This is a genomic window from Nonomuraea roseola, from assembly GCF_039535395.1.
Taxonomy (GTDB): Bacteria; Actinomycetota; Actinomycetes; order Streptosporangiales; family Streptosporangiaceae; genus Nonomuraea; species Nonomuraea roseola.
On record NZ_BAAAXC010000012.1, the window covers coordinates 52,331 to 68,109 of the forward strand.

The window sequence follows — 15,779 nt, forward strand, 5'->3', positions numbered from 1 at the left end:
ACCCTCAGATTCCCCCGATATCACGCACGTTTCCCCATAAACAGCTCGAATGTCAACGAACCTTTTCTAACAGTTGCGCCTCGCCTATAGTTGGTATCAACTAGTTGACATCAACTAAAGGAGTGTTCGTGCGCAAGGTGTCCAACCCGCTGGCGTTGGCGGTGCTCGCGTTCCTGCTGATGGAGCCGATGCATCCGTACGAGCTGGGGCGGCGGCTGCAGGAGACCGAGAAGGACCGCAGCTTCAGGTACAACAGGGGCTCGCTCTACATGGTCGTCAGGCAGCTGGCCAAGGCCGGCTTCATCGTCGAGCGGGGCAGCGTGCGCGACACCGAGCGGCCCGAGCGCACGCTCTACGCGCTCACCGACGAGGGCCGCGCCGAGCTCTACGACTGGCTGCGCGAGCTGGTCGCCACGCCGAAGGCGGAGTATCCGCACTTCGGGGCCGCGCTGTCGCTGCTGAGCGTCCTCGACCCCGCCGAGGCCGTCGAGCTGCTCGGACGGCGGTCGGCGACGCTGGCCGAGGAGGCCGCGCAGATCCGCGAGGCCGTGCGCGAGGCGGCCGAAGGCGGCGTCGGGTGGGTCTTCCTCGTCGACGACGAGTACAGGCTCGCGCTGCTCGAGGCCGAGCTGCGCTTCGTCGCCACGCTCGTCGACTCGCTCGGCCGGTCGGACTACATCGAGACATGGCACACGATCTTCGGGAGTCGCAATGACGGCGGTTAGAACGGCATTGGTGGTCGGCGGCGGCATCGCAGGACCGGTCACCGCGATGGCGCTGCGCCGCGCGGGCATCGAGGCGACGGTCTTCGAGGCCTACGCGAGCAGCGCCGAGGGCATCGGGGGAACGCTCACCATCGCGCCCAACGGGCTCGACGCGCTGCGGGCCGTGGGCGCGGAGGCGGCCGTCAGGGCCGTCGGCCAGCCGGTGACGCGCACGGTGGTCAGCGACGGAAGGGGCAGGCGGATCGGCGAGCTGGACAGCCTGCGCGACCTGCCGCCCAGCCAGGCCATGTGGCGCGCCGACCTCTACGCCGCCGTGCACGAGCAGGCCGTGGCCCAGGGGGTGCGGGTGGAGCACGGCAGGCGCCTGGTCGGCGTCGAGGAGACAGGGTCCGGCGTCACCGCGCGGTTCGCCGACGGCGGCGGCGCGAGCGCGGACCTGCTCGTCGGCGCGGACGGCATCCGCTCGACGGTCCGCGGCCTGATCGACCCCGGCGCTCCGGGGCCTGTCCACGTGCCGCTGCTGAACTTCGGCGGGCCCGCCGACTACACGGTCCCCGGCGCCAGGACCGACACCACCTACTTCGTCTTCGGCTCCAGGGGGTTCCTCGGCTACTGGGTGCAGCCCGACGGCCGCACCGCCTGGTTCGCCAACCTGCCCCACAAGGAGCCGATGTCGGCGGCGCAGGCGCGCAGGAGGCCCAGGAGCGAATGGCTGCGCCTGCTGCGAGAGATGTACGGCGGCGACAGGCCGGGCCCCGACCTGCTGCGGCACACCGACCCCGAGGAACTGGTCGTGCTGGGCTCGGTGGAGATCATGCCGAGCGTGCCGCACTGGCACCGGGGCAGGATGGTGCTGGTCGGCGACTCGGCCCACGCGCCCTCACCCAGCTCGGGCCAGGGCGCCTCGCTCGCGGCCGAGAGCGCGGTCGAGCTCGCCCGCTGCCTGCGCGACCTGCCCGACGTCACCCGCGCCTTCGAGGCCTACGTGCGGCTGCGCCGTACCCGCGTGGAGAAGGTGGCGGCGCGCGCCGCGAAGACCAACAACACCAAGACCCTGGGGCCTGCGGCCATCTCGATGATGCGGCTGATGATGCCGCTGGCGGTGCGGACCTTCCTCAAGCCCGAGCGGACGCTCGGCCTCGAGCAGCGCCATCACGTCGACTGGAACGCCGTCGTGGGGTGAGGCAGGGCCCCACCCCTGCCTTCACCTCTCGTAGAGGGCGTCGATGTCGGCGGCGAAGTCGCGCATCACCAGGTTGCGCTTGACCTTCAGCGTCGGCGTCAGGTGGCCGCTCTCCTCGGTGAGGTCCTCTTCCAGGATCACGAACTTCTTGATCTGCTCGGCCTTCGACACGGTGGTGTTGGCCGTGTCGACAGCCGACTGGACCTCGGCCAGCACGCCGGCGTCGGCCCTGGCCTCCTTCGGCGACAGGCCGCGCTGGGCGAGGGCCTCGGGGTCGAGGGTGATCAGCACCGCGGCGAAGGGCCGGCCGTCGCCGACGATCATGGCCTGGGAGATCAGCGGATGGGCGCGGATCGCGTCCTCCATGGGAGCGGGGGCGATGTTCTTGCCCGCCGCCGTCACCAGGATCTCCTTCTTGCGCCCGGTGATGCGCAGGTAGCCGTCGGAGTCGAGCTCGCCGACGTCGCCGGTGTGGTACCAGCCGTCGGCGTCGATCGCGGCGGCCGTGGCCTGGTCGTTGTTCCAGTAGCCGTCGAAGACGTGGCGGCCCTTGGTGAGGATCTCGCCGTCGTCGGCGATGAGGACCCCCGCGCCGGGGATCGGCTTGCCGACGGTGCCGATCTTGTTGGCGCCCGGCAGGTTGACCGAGACCGGGGCCGTGGTCTCGGTCAGGCCGTAGCCCTCGAAGACCTCGATGCCGACGCCGGTGAAGAAGTGACCGAGGCGCTCGCCGAGCGCGCCGCCGCCGGAGACCGCCGCGGACAGGCGGCCGCCGGTGGCCTGGCGGAGCTTGGCGTAGACGAGCCTGTCGAACAGGGCGTGCCGCAGGCGCAGGCCGAGCGGCGCGCCGCCGGAGGCCTGGGCCCTGCTGTAGGCGATGGCCACGTCGGCGGCGCGGGCGAAGATCTTGCCCTTGCCGCCGGCGACGGCCTTCTGCTCGGCGCCGTTGTAGACCTTCTCGAACACGCGCGGCACGCCGAGCAGGAAGGTCGGCTGGAAGGCGGCCAGGTCGGGCGCGACGTTCTTCATGTTCGGCGTGTGGGCCATGATCGTGCCGGTCTCGACCAGCACGATCTGGATCACCCTGGCGAAGACGTGCGCCAGCGGCAGGAACAGCAGCGCCGCCCTGCCCGGGCTGTCGAAGAGGCGGTCCAGCGGGCCTCGCGCCACGTTGATGGAGGTGAACAGCAGGTTGTCGTGGGTGAGGCGACAGCCCTTCGGCCTGCCCGTGGTGCCCGAGGTGTAGATGATCGTCGCGAGGTCGGCGCCCGACCTGCTGGTACGGCGCGCGTCGAGCTCCTCGTCGGAGACGCCGGGCCCGGTGAGCGAGGCGATCTCGTCGACCCGCCACAGGTGCTCGAGACCCGGGTGCGCCGCCTTGACCGTCTCCTCGTGCGCGTCGAGCTCGACGAAGGCGGCCTTGGCGCCGCTGTCGGTCAGGATCCAGGCGACCTGCTCGGTGGCGGAGGTCTCGTAGATCGGCACGCTGACCGCGCCCGCGGCCCAGATGGCGTAGTCGATGACGGTCCACTCGTAGCGCGTGCGCGACATGAGCGCGACCCTGTCGCCAGGCTCGACCCCCGCGGCGATGAGGCCCTTGGCCAGCGCGGCGACCTCGTCGCGGAACTCGCGAGCGGTGACGGCGGGCCAGCTGTCGCCGTCCTTCCTGCGCATCACGATCGCCCCTGGTTCCTGCTCGCCACGCCTGAACACCGTGTCGGCGCAGCTGGCGGTATGCGGGACATCCACCAGGACGGGAACGCTGTACTCGCGCACGGATCACTCCTCCGGGTGCACGCTTCTGGGACGACCGAGGACGCTACAGGGTTAAGTTACGCGTGGGTAGCTTCGTCACAGAGGCGTTATCAAGGGCTTTCATCACGCTAGCAGTCGCCGGGCGCTACTCCGCTCACCCGATCTTCTAGGCTGCGGGCATGCGGGTCCATGTCGTGAGCGATGTCCACGGAAGCGTCGAGGCGCTGGCGCGCGCGGGCGACGGCGCGGACGCGCTGATCTGCCTGGGCGACCTGATCCTCTTCATCGACTACGACGACCACGCGCAGGGGATCTTCCCCGAGCTGTTCGGCGCCGACCAGGCCGAGCGGTTCATCGCGCTGCGCACCGCCAAGCGGTTCGACGAGGCCAGGGCCATGTCGGCACGGCTGTGGGCGAGCCTCGAAGGCGATCCGCGCGAGCACATCGAGCGCATCGTCAGGCGGCAGTACGAGAGCCTGTTCGCCGCCATGCCGACGCCGGCCTACCTGACCTACGGCAACGTCGACCTGCCGAGACTGTGGGGCGACTACCTCAGGCCCGGTCTCCACGTGCTCGACGGGCAGACGGTCGAGCTCGGCGGGCTGCGGTTCGGCTTCGTCGGAGGCGGCCTGCGCACGCAGTACCGCACGCCCTACGAGATCAGCGACGAGGAGTTCGCCGCCAAGGTGGAGGCGGTCGGCGAGGTGGACGTGCTGTGCTGCCACATCCCCCCTGCCGTGCCCGAACTGCTCTACGACGTGGTGGCCAGGCGCTACGAGCGCGGCAGCGAGGCGACCCTGGCCGCCATCAGGAGGACCCAGCCGCGCTACGCGCTGTTCGGCCACGTCCACCAGCCGCTCCACGCCCGCACGAGGATCGGCAGGACCGAGTGCGTGAACGTCGGCCATTTCCGCGGAAAGGGCGTTCCCTACGTCCTCCAGTGGTAGCCCGACCGGTACCGTTGACGCATGGCTGATCGCACCACTTCGAGCATCACCGTCGACGCCGACCGCTCCCACGTGATGACGGTCATCGCCGACTTCGGCTCCTACCCCGAATGGGCCGGTCAGGTGAAGTCCGCCGAGGTCCTCTCCAGCGGTCCTGAGGGCCGCCCGCAGACCGTGCGCTTCGTGCTCGACGCGGGCGTCATCAGCGACACCTACACCCTCGGCTACGACTGGAACGACGACGAGAGCGTCAGCTGGCAGGTCGTCGAGGCGGGCACGATGGTGCGCGAGCTGAGGGGGAGCTACACCCTCTCCGAGCGGAGCGGCGGCACGGAGGTGACCTACGAGCTGGCGGTCGACCTGAAGGTCCCGATGATCGGCATGATCAAGCGCAAGGCCGAGAAGGTGATCGTCGACACCGCCCTCAAGGGCCTGAAGAAGCGCGTCGAACGCCGATGAGGGTCCTGCTGTTCACCGGCAAGGGCGGCGTCGGCAAGACCACGGTGGCCGCGGCGACGGCGACGCTGGCCGCGCGCAGGGGGCTGAAGACGCTGGTCGTCTCCACCGACACCGCGCACTCCCTTGCCGACGCGCTCGGCGTCAGCGTCGACGACCGGCCCGTGGAGATCGAGCCGGGGCTGCACCTGCACCAGGTCGACACCCAGCGATCCCTCGAACGCCACTGGGGAGAGCTCCAGGACTACGCCAGGGGGCTGTTCGCCGAGCTCGGCCTCGACGAGATCACCTCCGAGGAGATCACCGTCCTGCCGGGGGCCGAGGAGGTCATCGCCCTGCTCGAACTGCGCGAGCAGGCGCGCTCGGGCCGCTGGGACGTGATCGTGGTCGACTGCGCGCCCACCGCGGAGACGCTGCGCCTGCTGGCGCTGCCCGAGGCGCTCGACTGGCACGTCTCCCGCCTGCTGCCCGTCGGCCGCAGGCTGATGAAGATCGTCTCCCCGTTCGTGCGGAGCGTCGCCCATGTCAGCACGCCCGGCGAGGAGGTGATGAGCGCGGGTGAGCGCTTCCACCGCGGCCTCATGGAGGTGCGCGAGCTGCTGACCGGCGACTCCGCCTCCGTCCGCCTCGTGCTGACGCCCGAGTCCGTGGTGCTCGCCGAGGCCAGGCGCACCCTCACCTCGCTCAACCTGTACGGCTACCGCGTCGACGCGGTGATCGCCAACCGGGTCTTCCCCTCGGAGGGCGCCGACGAGTGGCGGGCCCAGTGGGTCGAGGCGCAGGGCAGGCTGCTGGCGGAGGCGGAGGAGTCGTTCGCGCCGCTGCCCGTCCACGTCGTGCCCTACCTGCGGGGCGAGCCCGTCGGCGGCGACGCGCTCGCAGCGGTGGGGGAGAGCCTCTACGGCGACGGCGATCCCTTCGCCAAGCCCTCCGTCGAGGCGCCGCTGACCTTCGACAGGCACGAGCTCACCCTCGCCCTCCCCTGCGCCGACAAGGACGACGTCGATCTGGCGCGCAAGGGCGACGAGCTGATCGTGACCGCCGGGCCGTACCGCAGGATTCTGGCCTTGCCCGCGGCGCTGGCACGCAGGAAGATCAGCGGTGCGGTGCTCCGCGACGGCCGCCTGCGGGTACGGTTCGTGGCAGGAGGGCGAGATGACTGAGAGCAACGAAAGAGACCCGATCGGCACCGTCGCCGACGAGGCGCGCAAGCTGTTCGACACGCTGCAGGGGCGGGCCACCCGCCAGGTCGGCAGGACGGTGTTCAACTCGTTCACCGGTGGCGGCCGTCAGGACGGGGACGTGTGGGGCGAGGCCGTCGCCGAGCACCCCGAGGGCGAGTACATCTGCCGCGCCTGTCCCGTCTGCAGGGCGATCGCCGCGCAGAAGGAGTCGGGCGCCGACGTGACAGGGCACCTGATGGCCGCGGGCGGCGAGCTGTTCGCCGCCTTCCGGCAGGCACTGGACGCGCTGAGCCGTCCGAGCTCCCCCCGAGCGCCCCGCGAGGAGCGGCGCGAGGACGTGGAGCACATCGACCTGGGCTGAGGGGCCCGGAAGGAAAGGCTGGGACGGACATGTTGACGATCGGTGTGGACATCGGCGGGACCAAGGTCGCCGCGGGTGTGGTGGACGAGAACGGCGCCATCGTCGAGAACGCCCTGCGGCCCACCCCCGCCGACCGGCCTGACCTGGTGGCGGAGACGGTCGCGGACGTCGTCAAGGAGCTGTCGCGCGGCAAGGACATCGAGGCCGTCGGCGTCGGCGCGGCGGGCTTCGTCGACGAGACCCGCTCCATCGTCCGTTTCGCGCCCAACCTCGCCTGGCGCGAGGAGCCCCTGCAGAAGAAGATCACTGAGCTGATCGGCCTGCCCGTCGTGGTGGAGAACGACGCCAACGCGATGGCGTGGGCCGAGGCCCGCTTCGGCGCGGGCAGGGGCGAGAGCCACCTCGTGTGCGTCACCATCGGCACCGGCATCGGCGGCGGCATCGTCATCGACGGCCACCTCTACCGCGGCCGCTGGGGCATGGGCGCCGAGCTCGGCCACATGCAGGTCGTGCCGGAGGGCAGGCTGTGCGGCTGCGGCAACCTCGGCTGCTGGGAGCAGTACGCCAGCGGCAACGCCCTGGTCCGCGAGATCAGGGAGATCGTGGCCAACCAGCCGGAGCGCGCCGCCACCCTGCTCGGGCTGGCGGGCGAGACGATCGAGGGCGAAGAGGTCACCGAGGCGGCCAGGCAGGGCGACGAGGCGGCGCTGGCCGCCTTCGCCTCCATGGCCGACTGGCTGGCCCAGGGCATGGCCGACCTCGCCGCGATCCTCGACCCCGGCCGCTTCATCGTGGGCGGCGGCGTGTCGAGGGCTGCCGACCTGTTCATCGACAGGACCCGCGAGACGTTCGAGCGCGTGCTGACCGGCAGGGGCCACCGGCCCGTCGCCGACATCAGGCTCGCCGAACTCGGCGCGTCCGCCGGCCTCGTAGGCGCTGCGGATCTGGCCAGAAGGCGTTAAATTCGCGGGGTGACCATCACGGTCGGCACCTACAACGTCCGCGGGATGAAGGACGACGTGGCCGCGCTCACCAGGGTGCTCAGCGCCATGCGCGCCGACGTCGTGTGCGTGCAGGAGGCGCCGCGCTTCCTCGGCTGGCGGCGCGACCGCATGAGGCTGGCCGCTGCGGCGGGGCTGCGCGTCGCCGCGGGCCGCAGGCTCGGCAGCGTGGCCGTCTTCGTCGCTCCCGGCGTGCGAGTCCTGCACACCGAGAGCAGGTTGTTGAAGATCTTCCTAGGTTTGGAGATCAGGGCCGTCGCCATCGCGGTCGTCGAGGTCGAAGGGGCGCGCTTCGCCATCGGCTCGATCCACCTCGATCTCGACGAGGCGGCTCGGCTGCGCCACGCCACCGAGGCCGTCGCCATGATCGAGCAGGTCGCGGCCAGGTTCGACGCCGCGATCGTGCTCGCGGGCGACATCAACGAGCAGGACGACAGGACCACCTGGCGCTACATCGCCGCCCGGCTGAGCGACTGCTATCCGAGGGCGCCCAAAGGTAATGGGATGACCTTCACCGCCAGGAGCCCAGGCAAGCGCATCGACGCGATCTTCGCTGCTCAGGGCCTCCAGGTGGCCTGGTGCGGTGGCGTCGAGGCCGACCCCGCCGACCTTGTGGCGGCCACCGACCACCTGCCCGTGGTGGCACGGCTAGTTCGGGGGTAAGCCGCGGGTAGGCGCCGCTGGGCCGTACCATTTGGTCATGACCCGTCGCCTTCGGCGGCGTGCGCTGTCCCTGTGCGTGGCAACCATCATCTCCGGCCTGCCCGTCGTCGGTGTCGCGCACGCCGAGCCAGCCCGCCCGCCGATCGAGGCGTGGCAGCGCTCGACCAGCGTGCGCCTCAGCGCCGACAGCTCGCTGACCGACGTCGACGCCCTGTCGGCCGACGAGGTGTGGGCCGTGGGGCAGCAGCAGATCTGGGACGTGTGGGAGAACCGCGGCGCCGTCGGCCGCTGGAACGGCACCGCCTGGACCGAGGTGCCGATCCGCGACGTCGCGGGGGCAGGCCCGCTGCGCGCCGTGTCGGCGGTCTCAGCCTCACAGGTGTGGGCGCTGGGCGACGGTCACGACGGCCTGCCGTACCTGGGCAGGGGCGACGCGAGCGGGCTCGACAGGGTCAGGGTGCCGGGCATGCGGGCCGGCGACTGGCTCGGCGGCCTCGAGGCGCGCACGGACAAGGTCGTCGCGGTCGGCAGCCGTGTCGTCCGCGACGACAGACGCGACGACAGCCGCGAGGGCAGGGGCCTGATCCTCACCGGGCAGGACGGCAAGTGGACCTTCCAGGAGACCGAGGAGGCGGGCGCGCTCTACGCGGTCTCCGGCTCCTTCGCGGTCGGCGACACCGGCAAGGCGCCGCTGATCATGCGCCAGTCCGACGGCGAGTGGAAATCGATGGCGCTGCCGTCGATCCCAGGCGGCTACCTGCGCGACGTCCACGTCGACGGCAAGCGGGCGATGGCCGTGGGCGGCGTCTACAGCCAGTCAGGCGTGGTCACGCCGCTGGTGCTCACCTGGAACGGCAAGCGGTGGACCCGCGCCGAGCTCCCCAGGTCGCGCGCCAGGCTCTACGGCGTGACGGGCGACGGCAAGGGCCGCTTCTGGGTCTCGGGCTACGACCCCGACCACGAGGCGGAGGCCTACCTGCTGCGCTACGAGAAGCGGCGCTGGGAGATCATCAGGGGCGGCCCCGACGCCGCGAGGGGCAGTGTACGGCTGCAGGCGGTGACCTACCTGCCGGGCACGGGTGGGGTGTGGGCGGTCGGCCACATCATGGACGCGAACGACCGCTACACCGACGTCGTCGAGGCCTTCGCGCGGTCGTCGGCTAAATGACCGCGCCGTCGTCCCAGCCCGAGTCGTTGGGCGGGCCGTCGCCCATGCGCACCACCAGCGCGACGAAGCCGCCGATGAAGGCGGCCACCGCGGTGAACAGCGCCCACCCCTGCATGTCCCATCCGCTCATGGCCGCCACCAGCAGGTAGGCGGGGCCGCCGAACAGCGCCACCCACGCCAGCTTGGTGGTCAGGTCGACCTTGGGCAGCGGCGGAGGAGGCTCGGGCACGTAGTGGCCCTCTTCGTCCTCTTCCTGTTCGGGCTCGGGCTCGTCGTCCTCGAACTCGGAGGCCTTGACCACCCTGCGGGTCGGCTCGGGCTCGGGCTCCTCCAGCGAGAGGTTCTCGCTGTCGGGCCACGGCTGCTCGGCCGAGTCCGGCTGGTTGTAGGACGCGACGATCTGACGCCAGACCTCGTCCTCGTCACTCTGTGGCGTCACGTCACATCCTTCACGAAGATCGCACTTTCCCCCTGGGAGCGATCAGTCCCTCTGCAAGGGTACCGAGGCGTGTGTCCTGATGAAGTCCAGGCTCCCGGCAAAGATCCTGTCGGCATCGTTGTCGAGAGTCGCAACATGATAGCTATCGGGGAGCTCCTCGACCGTCACTCCGGCGACCCGCTCGCGCAGGATCGCCACGCTTGTGGGTTTGACCACGTGATCCTCGGGGCTGTGGAACACCAGCACCGGAGAGACGAGCGTGTCGAGATCGGCCTGCACCTTCGACCACAGCCACGGCAGCGTCGCCGCCGCCTTGACGGGGGTGCGCGTGTAGGCCAGTTCGACCGCTCCCGGCTTCTTGATGTCGTTGGCCACGCCCGGGACCGACGAGACGAACCATTTCAGCACCGGCGCGAGACGCAGCAGCGGCACGTCGTTGGCGATCGAGGGGTTCACCACGATCACGCCCTTGACGCCCGCCCCGTGCACCTCGGCCAGCCGTAAGGCCATGCAGCCGCCCAGCGAGAGCCCCGCCACGAACACCTCGGCACACTGGCCGCGAAGGTCCTCGAAGGCCTTCTCCAGCTCGGCGTACCAGTCCTCCCAGCGGGTGCGGCTCATCTCCTGCCAGGTGGTGCCGTGTCCTGGCAGCCTGGGCAGCGACACGCTGAGCCCGTGCGCGGCGAGATGCTCGCCCCACGGACGCAGCGACTGCGGCGTGCCGGTGAAGCCGTGGCAGAGCAGCACGCCGACCTGTCCGGCCTCGTGACGGTACGGCTCAGCACCTGGCATGACCGGCATAACCGCTCCTTGTTGGGAAATCATCCCCGATTTGCCCGATCGTCGCATGATATGGGGGAGTTGCGCGAGTGGTGGTGTAGGAGGTTCGCCCCCGAGATGCGAAGATGATGAACGACCTATTCTAAGGAGGGGTGGCCAGGTGTTCTATTGGGTGGTCAAGGCCATCTTGGCGCCGTTCCTGCATCTGGTCTTCAGGCCGTGGGCCGAGGGCCTCGACAACGTGCCGCGTCACGGCCCGGTCATCCTGGCGGGCAACCACCTGTCATTCGCCGACCACTTCTTCGGCGCGCTCCACCTGCCGCGCAAGGTCATCTCGCTCGGCAAGTCCGACTACTTCACCGGGCGCGGGCTCAAGGGCTTCTTCACCCGGCTGTTCTTCAGCGGGGTGGGCACCGTCCCGATCGACCGCTCGGGCGGCAAGGCCAGCGAGGCGGCGCTCCGCACGGGCAAGCGCATCCTGGCCGACGGCAACGTGCTCGGCATCTACCCCGAGGGCACCCGCTCGCCCGACGGCCGCCTCTACAAGGGCAAGACCGGCGTGGCCAGGCTCGCGCTGGAGTCACGGGCCCCTGTCATCCCCTGGGCGATGGTCAACACCTTCGAGATGATGCCCCCAGGGCGTCCGCTGCCCAAGTTCGGCATCAGGCCGGGCGTGCGGTTCGGCAAGCCGCTCGACTTCTCCCGCTACTACGGGATGGAGGACGACAGGCTCGTCCTCAGAGCCGTCACCGACGAGATCATGTACGCGCTGATGGAGCTGTCAGGCCAGGAGTACGTCGACAAGTACGCCGCCAGCGCCAGGATCGAGATGGAGCGGGCCAGGCGCGAGTCGGTCGGCTGACCGCCGGGCTCACGCGGCGATCGCGGCGCGCACCCTCCTGATGTGCGCGGGCGTCGTACGGCAGCAGCCGCCGATGAGCGCGGCTCCCATGTCCTGCCACCGCCTGGCGGCCTCGCCGTACTCCGTGGCGTCGGCCACGCCACGCCAGCGCTGCGCCTCCGCGTCCCACGTCTCGCCCGAGTTGGGGTAGACGACGACCGTGAACCCGGTCAGCTCGGTGATGAGGCCGGGGATGTACGACGGCGAGGTGCAGTTGACGCCCACGGCGATCACCTGCGGGCTGTCGGCCAGCACGGACACGGCCTGCCTGATGGGCGTGCCGTCGTTGAGGTGCTGCGCGTCGCGGCAGGAGAAGGCGACCCACGCCTTGACCTCGGGCGTCTCCTTCAGCAGGCGGCTGATCGCCCTGGCCTCGGCGAAGGAGGGGATGGTCTCGCAGGCCAGCAGGTCGGCTCCGGCCTCGGCGAGGATCTCCCAGCGGGGACGGTGCCAGTCGAGCAGGCCGTCCTCGTCGAGGTCGTAGTCGCCGGTGTACTCCGCGCCGTTGGCCAGGTAGGCGCCGTAGGGGCCGACGCTGGCGGCCACCAGGCCGCCACCTGCCTCGTCCCTCGCCTGGGCGGCCAGATCGACGGACAGGGCGATGAGGCGGGCCGCCTCCTGCCGGGTCATGCCACGGCGGACGAACGCCGGCAGGGAGGCCTGGTAGCTGGCGGTGGTGGCCACTTGCGCGCCGGCCGCGAAGTAGTCGGCGTGGACCTGACGGATGAGGTCGGGGTCTTCGAGCAGGAGGCGGGCCGACCAGAGCTCGTCGCGCAGGTCGGCGCCGAGGGCTTCGAGGTGGGTGGCAAGGCCGCCATCCAGGACAAGTGTGCTCACCATGCCACCTTATTCGGTGTCTTTGATGGCTTCTGCGGTGTGATGTCGGGCTTGAGGTGGACGGGAACTGAGTGACGTGGCTGGTGGAAAAGAACGGCTGTGTTTGGCCCTCCCTTGGCCCGGATTTCAACGGGTCAGGCGGGCCGGCCGCGCGCCCCGTGGACGCGCGGCCGGCCCGCCTCCGTGCTGTCCGGTCAGCCGCGTTTCCAGAAGGGGCGTCGTTCGGTCGCCTCCGGGGCGCCGCCCGTGAGCCGGGTCAGGACCTCGACCGCGCGCGCCCACAGCGCGTCCGCGTCGGCGCCGGGACGCTCGGCCGCCTCCAGCTCCCGGGCCAGGGCGGACAACTCGTCGTGGCCGCCCAGGTAGGAGGCGGGGGCGGCGAGCCTGCTGCCGAGATCGGCCAGGTACTCCAGGCGGCCGGTGGTCACCGTCCTCAGCCGCTCGAGCTCGGCGACCAGCTGCGGCAGGATGGCGTCGAGCCGGTGCCTGATGGGCGTCGGCGGCGGCACCGCCTTGCCGAAGCCCAGCTTGGGCATGCCCCCGGAGCGCGGCGCAGGGCCGGCGGCGCGGACGGCGCCGGAGCCGCCGAACCCTTCGAGCGCCGAGGCCTCGGGCGCGAAGCCACCCGGCGCCTGCGGCGCGGCGGCGGCCATGGTCGTGAACATCATGCCGGAGGCGGCGGCGGGCATGGCGGGCAGCTCCCAGCCGCTCGGCGGCTCGACCGGCTGGATCACCCGATGCTCGGGAGCGCCGTCGGCGACCTGCCGGGTGTCGACGGCGACGTAGGCGGTGAAGCGGCACAGTACGCCGTAGGTGGTCGAGGTCCGCACGATCTCCTGTTCGAGGTCGTGCTCGCCCATCGCGTAGCGGTCCTCGAGAGCGCGCAGCTGGGCGCGCGCCCAGACGGCGCCGATGGCGGGGTCGCGGACGACGGTGCCGGGAACGGTCTGCTCCCACGGCCTGCCACCGGCCAGCCCATGGATCGTGACCGCCTCCGTGCCCTGAGCAGGGGCGGCGTCGCGGTAGCGGCCGGACACCGTCAGCGGGACGCCGGGGAAGATCGAGCCCAGGTGGCTGACCGTGCCGGGCTCGAGGTCGAGGCCCTTGAGCGACAGATCGGTCACCAGCGGAGCGCCGATGCGGCGGTGGATCTGCTCCATGGCGGCGTCGAGACGGTCCTCCGACTCGACCAGCTCGCACCGACCCGCGCCGAGCCCCGCCAGCCTGCCGAGGAAGCCCGCGTTGACCGCCCTGTCGATGCCCACGACGTGCACGCGCATCGCCGACAGCGCGCCGCCCGCCTGTTCGAGGATCTGGTCCTCGTTGCCGACCTGGCCGTCGGTGACCAGCACCACGACGCGATCCCTCGGGCCGCCACGCGCGGCGGCGCCCGGCGCCTGCTGCTCCTCGGCGGCGGAGGAGGTGGTGAGCAGCGCGATGGCCTGGTGGAGAGGGGTGAGCAGTTCGGTGCCCCCTCGGGCGTCCACGCGGGACAGGTGCTCGACGGCGCGGAAGCGGTTGCGGTCGGAGGCGGGGCGCAGCCCCTCGAACGCCTGCTCCACCACCGAGTCGAAGGTCAGCACCGCGAACCTGTCGCCAGAGGTGAGGGTGTCGACGATGCGCGCGGCGGCCCTCCGCGCGGCGACCATCTTCCAGCCCGTCATGCTGCCCGAGCGGTCGAGCAGCAGCACCACGTCGCGTGGCACGCGGGTCTCCTCCACGGCGGGCGGCACGACTGTCAGGTGGAAGGCGCCCTCGCCGTCGAGCAGCAGCGCCGTCGAGGCCTCGAAGGCCAGCCGGAGGATGAAGTCGCGGTCGAGGCGCTCGCCGGGCCGCAGCTCGACCGTGGTGCCCTCTCGCTGGACGAGGTGCAGGCTGGAGGCCATCTCCTTCAGCTCGAGACCCGCGGGGTCGACGTCGGCGCGCAGCGAGAGCCGTACCGGATGGGGGAAGCCGGGCAGGAGCACAGGCGGGGTGATGCGGGAGGCGTCGGGAACCGCGTCGGTGTCGGGGGCCGCGCCCCCGCCCACGGGGGAGCCGTCGAGGGGAGAGCCGGGGATGTAGCGGGGGGCGACGACGAGCGGGAAGCGGAAGGTGGCCGCGCCGTCCTCGTACGGCAGGGGCTGGCTCAGCGTGAGGCGCACCGTGACGCGCTCGCCCGGAAGGATGTTGCCGACGGTGATCGTGAAGACGTCGGGCCTGTCCTCCTCTGCCAGCGCCGCCCTCCTGCCCTCGCTCAGCGCCCTGTCGTAGTCGGCTCTGGCCTGGCCGCGCTCCTTCAGCAGGCCCTCGACGACCCGGCCGTCGGCCTCCATGGTGAACGCGGTCACGGCCGCCCTGTCCGGCAGCGGGAAGACGTAGGTCGCCTCGAGCGTGACGTCGAACGGGTTGCGGAAGCCCTCCGCCACCTCCACGCCCGCGATCAGGCCCGAGATGCGCGCGGCGACGTCGACGCTCTCCAGCGGGAGGTTGCCGCGCTCGGTCCGCAGCGCCCCCATACCGGCGTCCGGCTGGGGCAGGCACTGGGCGGGGTCCAGCGAAATGATCTTCATGTCGCGCTCCCTTCGTGGAGGCGGCGCTCTTCGAGCACCGCGAGCAGCGGTCCGGCGGCGGCGAGGACTGCCTCGAGATCGTCTTCGGTGGGGGGACGGCCTGCGCCGTCGATGAGCAGGGTGACGCCCTGCGCCAGCCGCACGCCGTGCACCGGCCATGACGAGGACTCGGCCCGTCTGGCCCAGAACCTCGGCCTGGGGCTCTCGGCGACGCCCGGCTCCTGGGGGCCGCGGGCGGGGTGGGCCGGCGGCGATGGCCGCAGTTCGGGGGCTGGTGGCGACGGCGGCGCGGCGTGCGACGGCCGCGCGGCTGCCGGTGGTGGAGCCGCCGAGAGCGGCGCGGCAGGGGGAGGAGGGGCGGGGAGCGGGTGAACGGGTGAAGCGGGTGGAGCGGGTGGCGATGGGACAGGGGTCGTGGGCGGGTCGAGGGGGAGGCCGGCGGCCTGGGCGAGCATGGTGTCGGTGGCGCCGGCGAGGGCGATCTGGATCTCGGCGATCGAGGACCCCTCCGCCTGCATCCGCTTGACGGCCACCAGCTGCAACAGATGCCGGCGTCCGTAGAGGGCCACCCTTCCGCGCCTGGTCAGCGGCGGGTCGAGGAGCCCGATCGTGGCATACCACCTGATCAGGCGCTCGCTGGGCACCTCGCGCACCCGCCCGTTCGCCCGCTGCCCCGAGTCGCGCAGCAGACCTGCCGCGCGGTCGGCCAGCTCGGCGATCGTCCAGGTCTCGCTCATGCTGTCATAGTGACAGTGTCATCATTACAGTGTCAAGGGCGGGAAGAATCGGCCCGCTTGCCGGGTTCATTCAGGTGAGACCGATTGTCG

At 71.3% G+C, this 15,779-nt stretch carries 16 protein-coding genes; 10 read left to right on the forward strand and 6 right to left on the reverse strand.

Features of this window, described 5'->3' with window-relative positions; all coding sequences use genetic code 11:
• Positions 1 to 128: 128 nt before the first annotated feature.
• Both ABFX55_RS12320 and ABFX55_RS12325 read left to right on the forward strand, forming a co-directional pair.
• A complete protein-coding gene (locus ABFX55_RS12320) occupies positions 129 to 725 on the forward strand; it encodes a PadR family transcriptional regulator (RefSeq protein ID WP_346120543.1) in 597 nt (198 codons plus the stop codon).
• Positions 712 to 1,908: an FAD-dependent oxidoreductase gene (locus ABFX55_RS12325; RefSeq protein ID WP_346120545.1), complete on the forward strand. Its 1,197-nt coding sequence runs from the start codon at positions 712 to 714 to the stop codon at positions 1,906 to 1,908. Before ABFX55_RS12320 ends, ABFX55_RS12325 begins: the two co-directional genes overlap by 14 nt.
• A gap of 21 nt (positions 1,909 to 1,929) precedes the next feature.
• Here ABFX55_RS12325 and ABFX55_RS12330 read toward each other — a convergent pair whose 3' ends face one another.
• A complete protein-coding gene (locus ABFX55_RS12330; RefSeq protein ID WP_346120547.1) occupies positions 1,930 to 3,684 on the reverse strand; it encodes an AMP-dependent synthetase/ligase in 1,755 nt (584 codons plus the stop codon).
• Between the two features lie 158 nt (positions 3,685 to 3,842).
• Here ABFX55_RS12330 and ABFX55_RS12335 point away from each other — a divergent pair, with 158 nt between their 5' ends.
• Genes ABFX55_RS12335 through ABFX55_RS12365 form a run of 7 tightly spaced genes read left to right on the forward strand, consistent with a single transcriptional unit; the run spans position 3,843 to position 9,443 of the window.
• Entirely contained in the window at positions 3,843 to 4,610 is a 768-nt protein-coding gene (locus ABFX55_RS12335; protein ID WP_183658811.1) for a metallophosphoesterase family protein, read from the forward strand.
• 21 nt (positions 4,611 to 4,631) lie between these two features.
• Positions 4,632 to 5,069 (forward strand): SRPBCC family protein, encoded by a 438-nt coding sequence (locus tag ABFX55_RS12340; protein ID WP_346120549.1) that lies wholly within the window; start codon positions 4,632 to 4,634, stop codon positions 5,067 to 5,069.
• On the forward strand, positions 5,066 to 6,229 hold the full coding sequence (locus ABFX55_RS12345; RefSeq protein WP_346120551.1) for an ArsA family ATPase: 1,164 nt from the start codon (positions 5,066 to 5,068) through the stop codon (positions 6,227 to 6,229). The genes ABFX55_RS12340 and ABFX55_RS12345 overlap by 4 nt, the downstream gene beginning before the upstream one ends.
• Complete coding sequence (locus ABFX55_RS12350) at positions 6,222 to 6,611, forward strand: DUF5304 family protein (RefSeq protein WP_183658817.1); 390 nt, start codon at positions 6,222 to 6,224, stop codon at positions 6,609 to 6,611. Before ABFX55_RS12345 ends, ABFX55_RS12350 begins: the two co-directional genes overlap by 8 nt.
• Before the next feature lie 29 nt (positions 6,612 to 6,640).
• A complete protein-coding gene (locus ABFX55_RS12355; RefSeq protein WP_346120553.1) occupies positions 6,641 to 7,573 on the forward strand; it encodes an ROK family glucokinase in 933 nt (310 codons plus the stop codon).
• Positions 7,574 to 7,582: 9 nt separating this feature from the next.
• Positions 7,583 to 8,275 carry an endonuclease/exonuclease/phosphatase family protein gene (locus ABFX55_RS12360; RefSeq protein ID WP_346120555.1) on the forward strand — a complete coding sequence of 231 codons (693 nt, stop codon included), beginning with the start codon at positions 7,583 to 7,585 and terminating at the stop codon, positions 8,273 to 8,275.
• A 37-nt stretch (positions 8,276 to 8,312) separates the two neighbouring features.
• Complete coding sequence (locus ABFX55_RS12365; RefSeq protein ID WP_346120556.1) at positions 8,313 to 9,443, forward strand: hypothetical protein; 1,131 nt, start codon at positions 8,313 to 8,315, stop codon at positions 9,441 to 9,443.
• Here ABFX55_RS12365 and ABFX55_RS12370 read toward each other — a convergent pair.
• Positions 9,436 to 9,882 carry a hypothetical protein gene (locus tag ABFX55_RS12370; protein ID WP_346120558.1) on the reverse strand — a complete coding sequence of 149 codons (447 nt, stop codon included), beginning with the start codon at positions 9,880 to 9,882 and terminating at the stop codon, positions 9,436 to 9,438. The two genes, ABFX55_RS12365 and ABFX55_RS12370, sit on opposite strands and share 8 nt — an antisense overlap.
• Before the next feature lie 42 nt (positions 9,883 to 9,924).
• Positions 9,925 to 10,683: an alpha/beta hydrolase gene (locus tag ABFX55_RS12375; protein WP_346120560.1), complete on the reverse strand. Its 759-nt coding sequence runs from the start codon at positions 10,681 to 10,683 to the stop codon at positions 9,925 to 9,927.
• A gap of 139 nt (positions 10,684 to 10,822) precedes the next feature.
• On the opposite strand from ABFX55_RS12375, the gene ABFX55_RS12380 reads away from it, so the two are divergent.
• Positions 10,823 to 11,524: a lysophospholipid acyltransferase family protein gene (locus ABFX55_RS12380; RefSeq protein WP_346120562.1), complete on the forward strand. Its 702-nt coding sequence runs from the start codon at positions 10,823 to 10,825 to the stop codon at positions 11,522 to 11,524.
• A gap of 9 nt (positions 11,525 to 11,533) precedes the next feature.
• On the opposite strand, the gene mmuM is transcribed toward ABFX55_RS12380, so the two are convergent.
• From mmuM to ABFX55_RS12395, 3 genes are all read right to left on the reverse strand, one after another.
• Positions 11,534 to 12,403: a homocysteine S-methyltransferase gene (gene mmuM / locus ABFX55_RS12385; protein ID WP_346120564.1), complete on the reverse strand. Its 870-nt coding sequence runs from the start codon at positions 12,401 to 12,403 to the stop codon at positions 11,534 to 11,536.
• Positions 12,404 to 12,594: 191 nt separating this feature from the next.
• Positions 12,595 to 14,952 carry a VIT domain-containing protein gene (locus ABFX55_RS12390; protein ID WP_346120566.1) on the reverse strand — a complete coding sequence of 786 codons (2,358 nt, stop codon included), beginning with the start codon at positions 14,950 to 14,952 and terminating at the stop codon, positions 12,595 to 12,597.
• Entirely contained in the window at positions 14,949 to 15,689 is a 741-nt protein-coding gene (locus ABFX55_RS12395; protein WP_346120568.1) for a helix-turn-helix domain-containing protein, read from the reverse strand. Before ABFX55_RS12395 ends, ABFX55_RS12390 begins: the two co-directional genes overlap by 4 nt.
• Positions 15,690 to 15,779 lie beyond the last annotated feature (90 nt).

What these genes read in the sequence shown, in the direction of transcription:
- ABFX55_RS12325 (WP_346120545.1), top strand. Translation starts at nt 712, where the DNA reads ATGACGGCGGTTAGAACGGCATTGGTGGTCGGCGGCGGCATCGCAGGA.
- ABFX55_RS12335 (WP_183658811.1), top strand. Translation starts at nt 3,843, where the DNA reads ATGCGGGTCCATGTCGTGAGCGATGTCCACGGAAGCGTCGAGGCGCTG.
- ABFX55_RS12340 (WP_346120549.1), top strand. Translation starts at nt 4,632, where the DNA reads ATGGCTGATCGCACCACTTCGAGCATCACCGTCGACGCCGACCGCTCC.
- ABFX55_RS12345 (WP_346120551.1), top strand. Translation starts at nt 5,066, where the DNA reads ATGAGGGTCCTGCTGTTCACCGGCAAGGGCGGCGTCGGCAAGACCACG.
- ABFX55_RS12350 (WP_183658817.1), top strand. Translation starts at nt 6,222, where the DNA reads ATGACTGAGAGCAACGAAAGAGACCCGATCGGCACCGTCGCCGACGAG.
- ABFX55_RS12355 (WP_346120553.1), top strand. Translation starts at nt 6,641, where the DNA reads ATGTTGACGATCGGTGTGGACATCGGCGGGACCAAGGTCGCCGCGGGT.
- ABFX55_RS12365 (WP_346120556.1), top strand. Translation starts at nt 8,313, where the DNA reads ATGACCCGTCGCCTTCGGCGGCGTGCGCTGTCCCTGTGCGTGGCAACC.
- ABFX55_RS12375 (WP_346120560.1), bottom strand. Translation starts at nt 10,683, where the DNA reads ATGCCGGTCATGCCAGGTGCTGAGCCGTACCGTCACGAGGCCGGACAG.
- mmuM (WP_346120564.1), bottom strand. Translation starts at nt 12,403, where the DNA reads ATGGTGAGCACACTTGTCCTGGATGGCGGCCTTGCCACCCACCTCGAA.
- ABFX55_RS12390 (WP_346120566.1), bottom strand. Translation starts at nt 14,952, where the DNA reads ATGAAGATCATTTCGCTGGACCCCGCCCAGTGCCTGCCCCAGCCGGAC.
- ABFX55_RS12395 (WP_346120568.1), bottom strand. Translation starts at nt 15,689, where the DNA reads ATGAGCGAGACCTGGACGATCGCCGAGCTGGCCGACCGCGCGGCAGGT.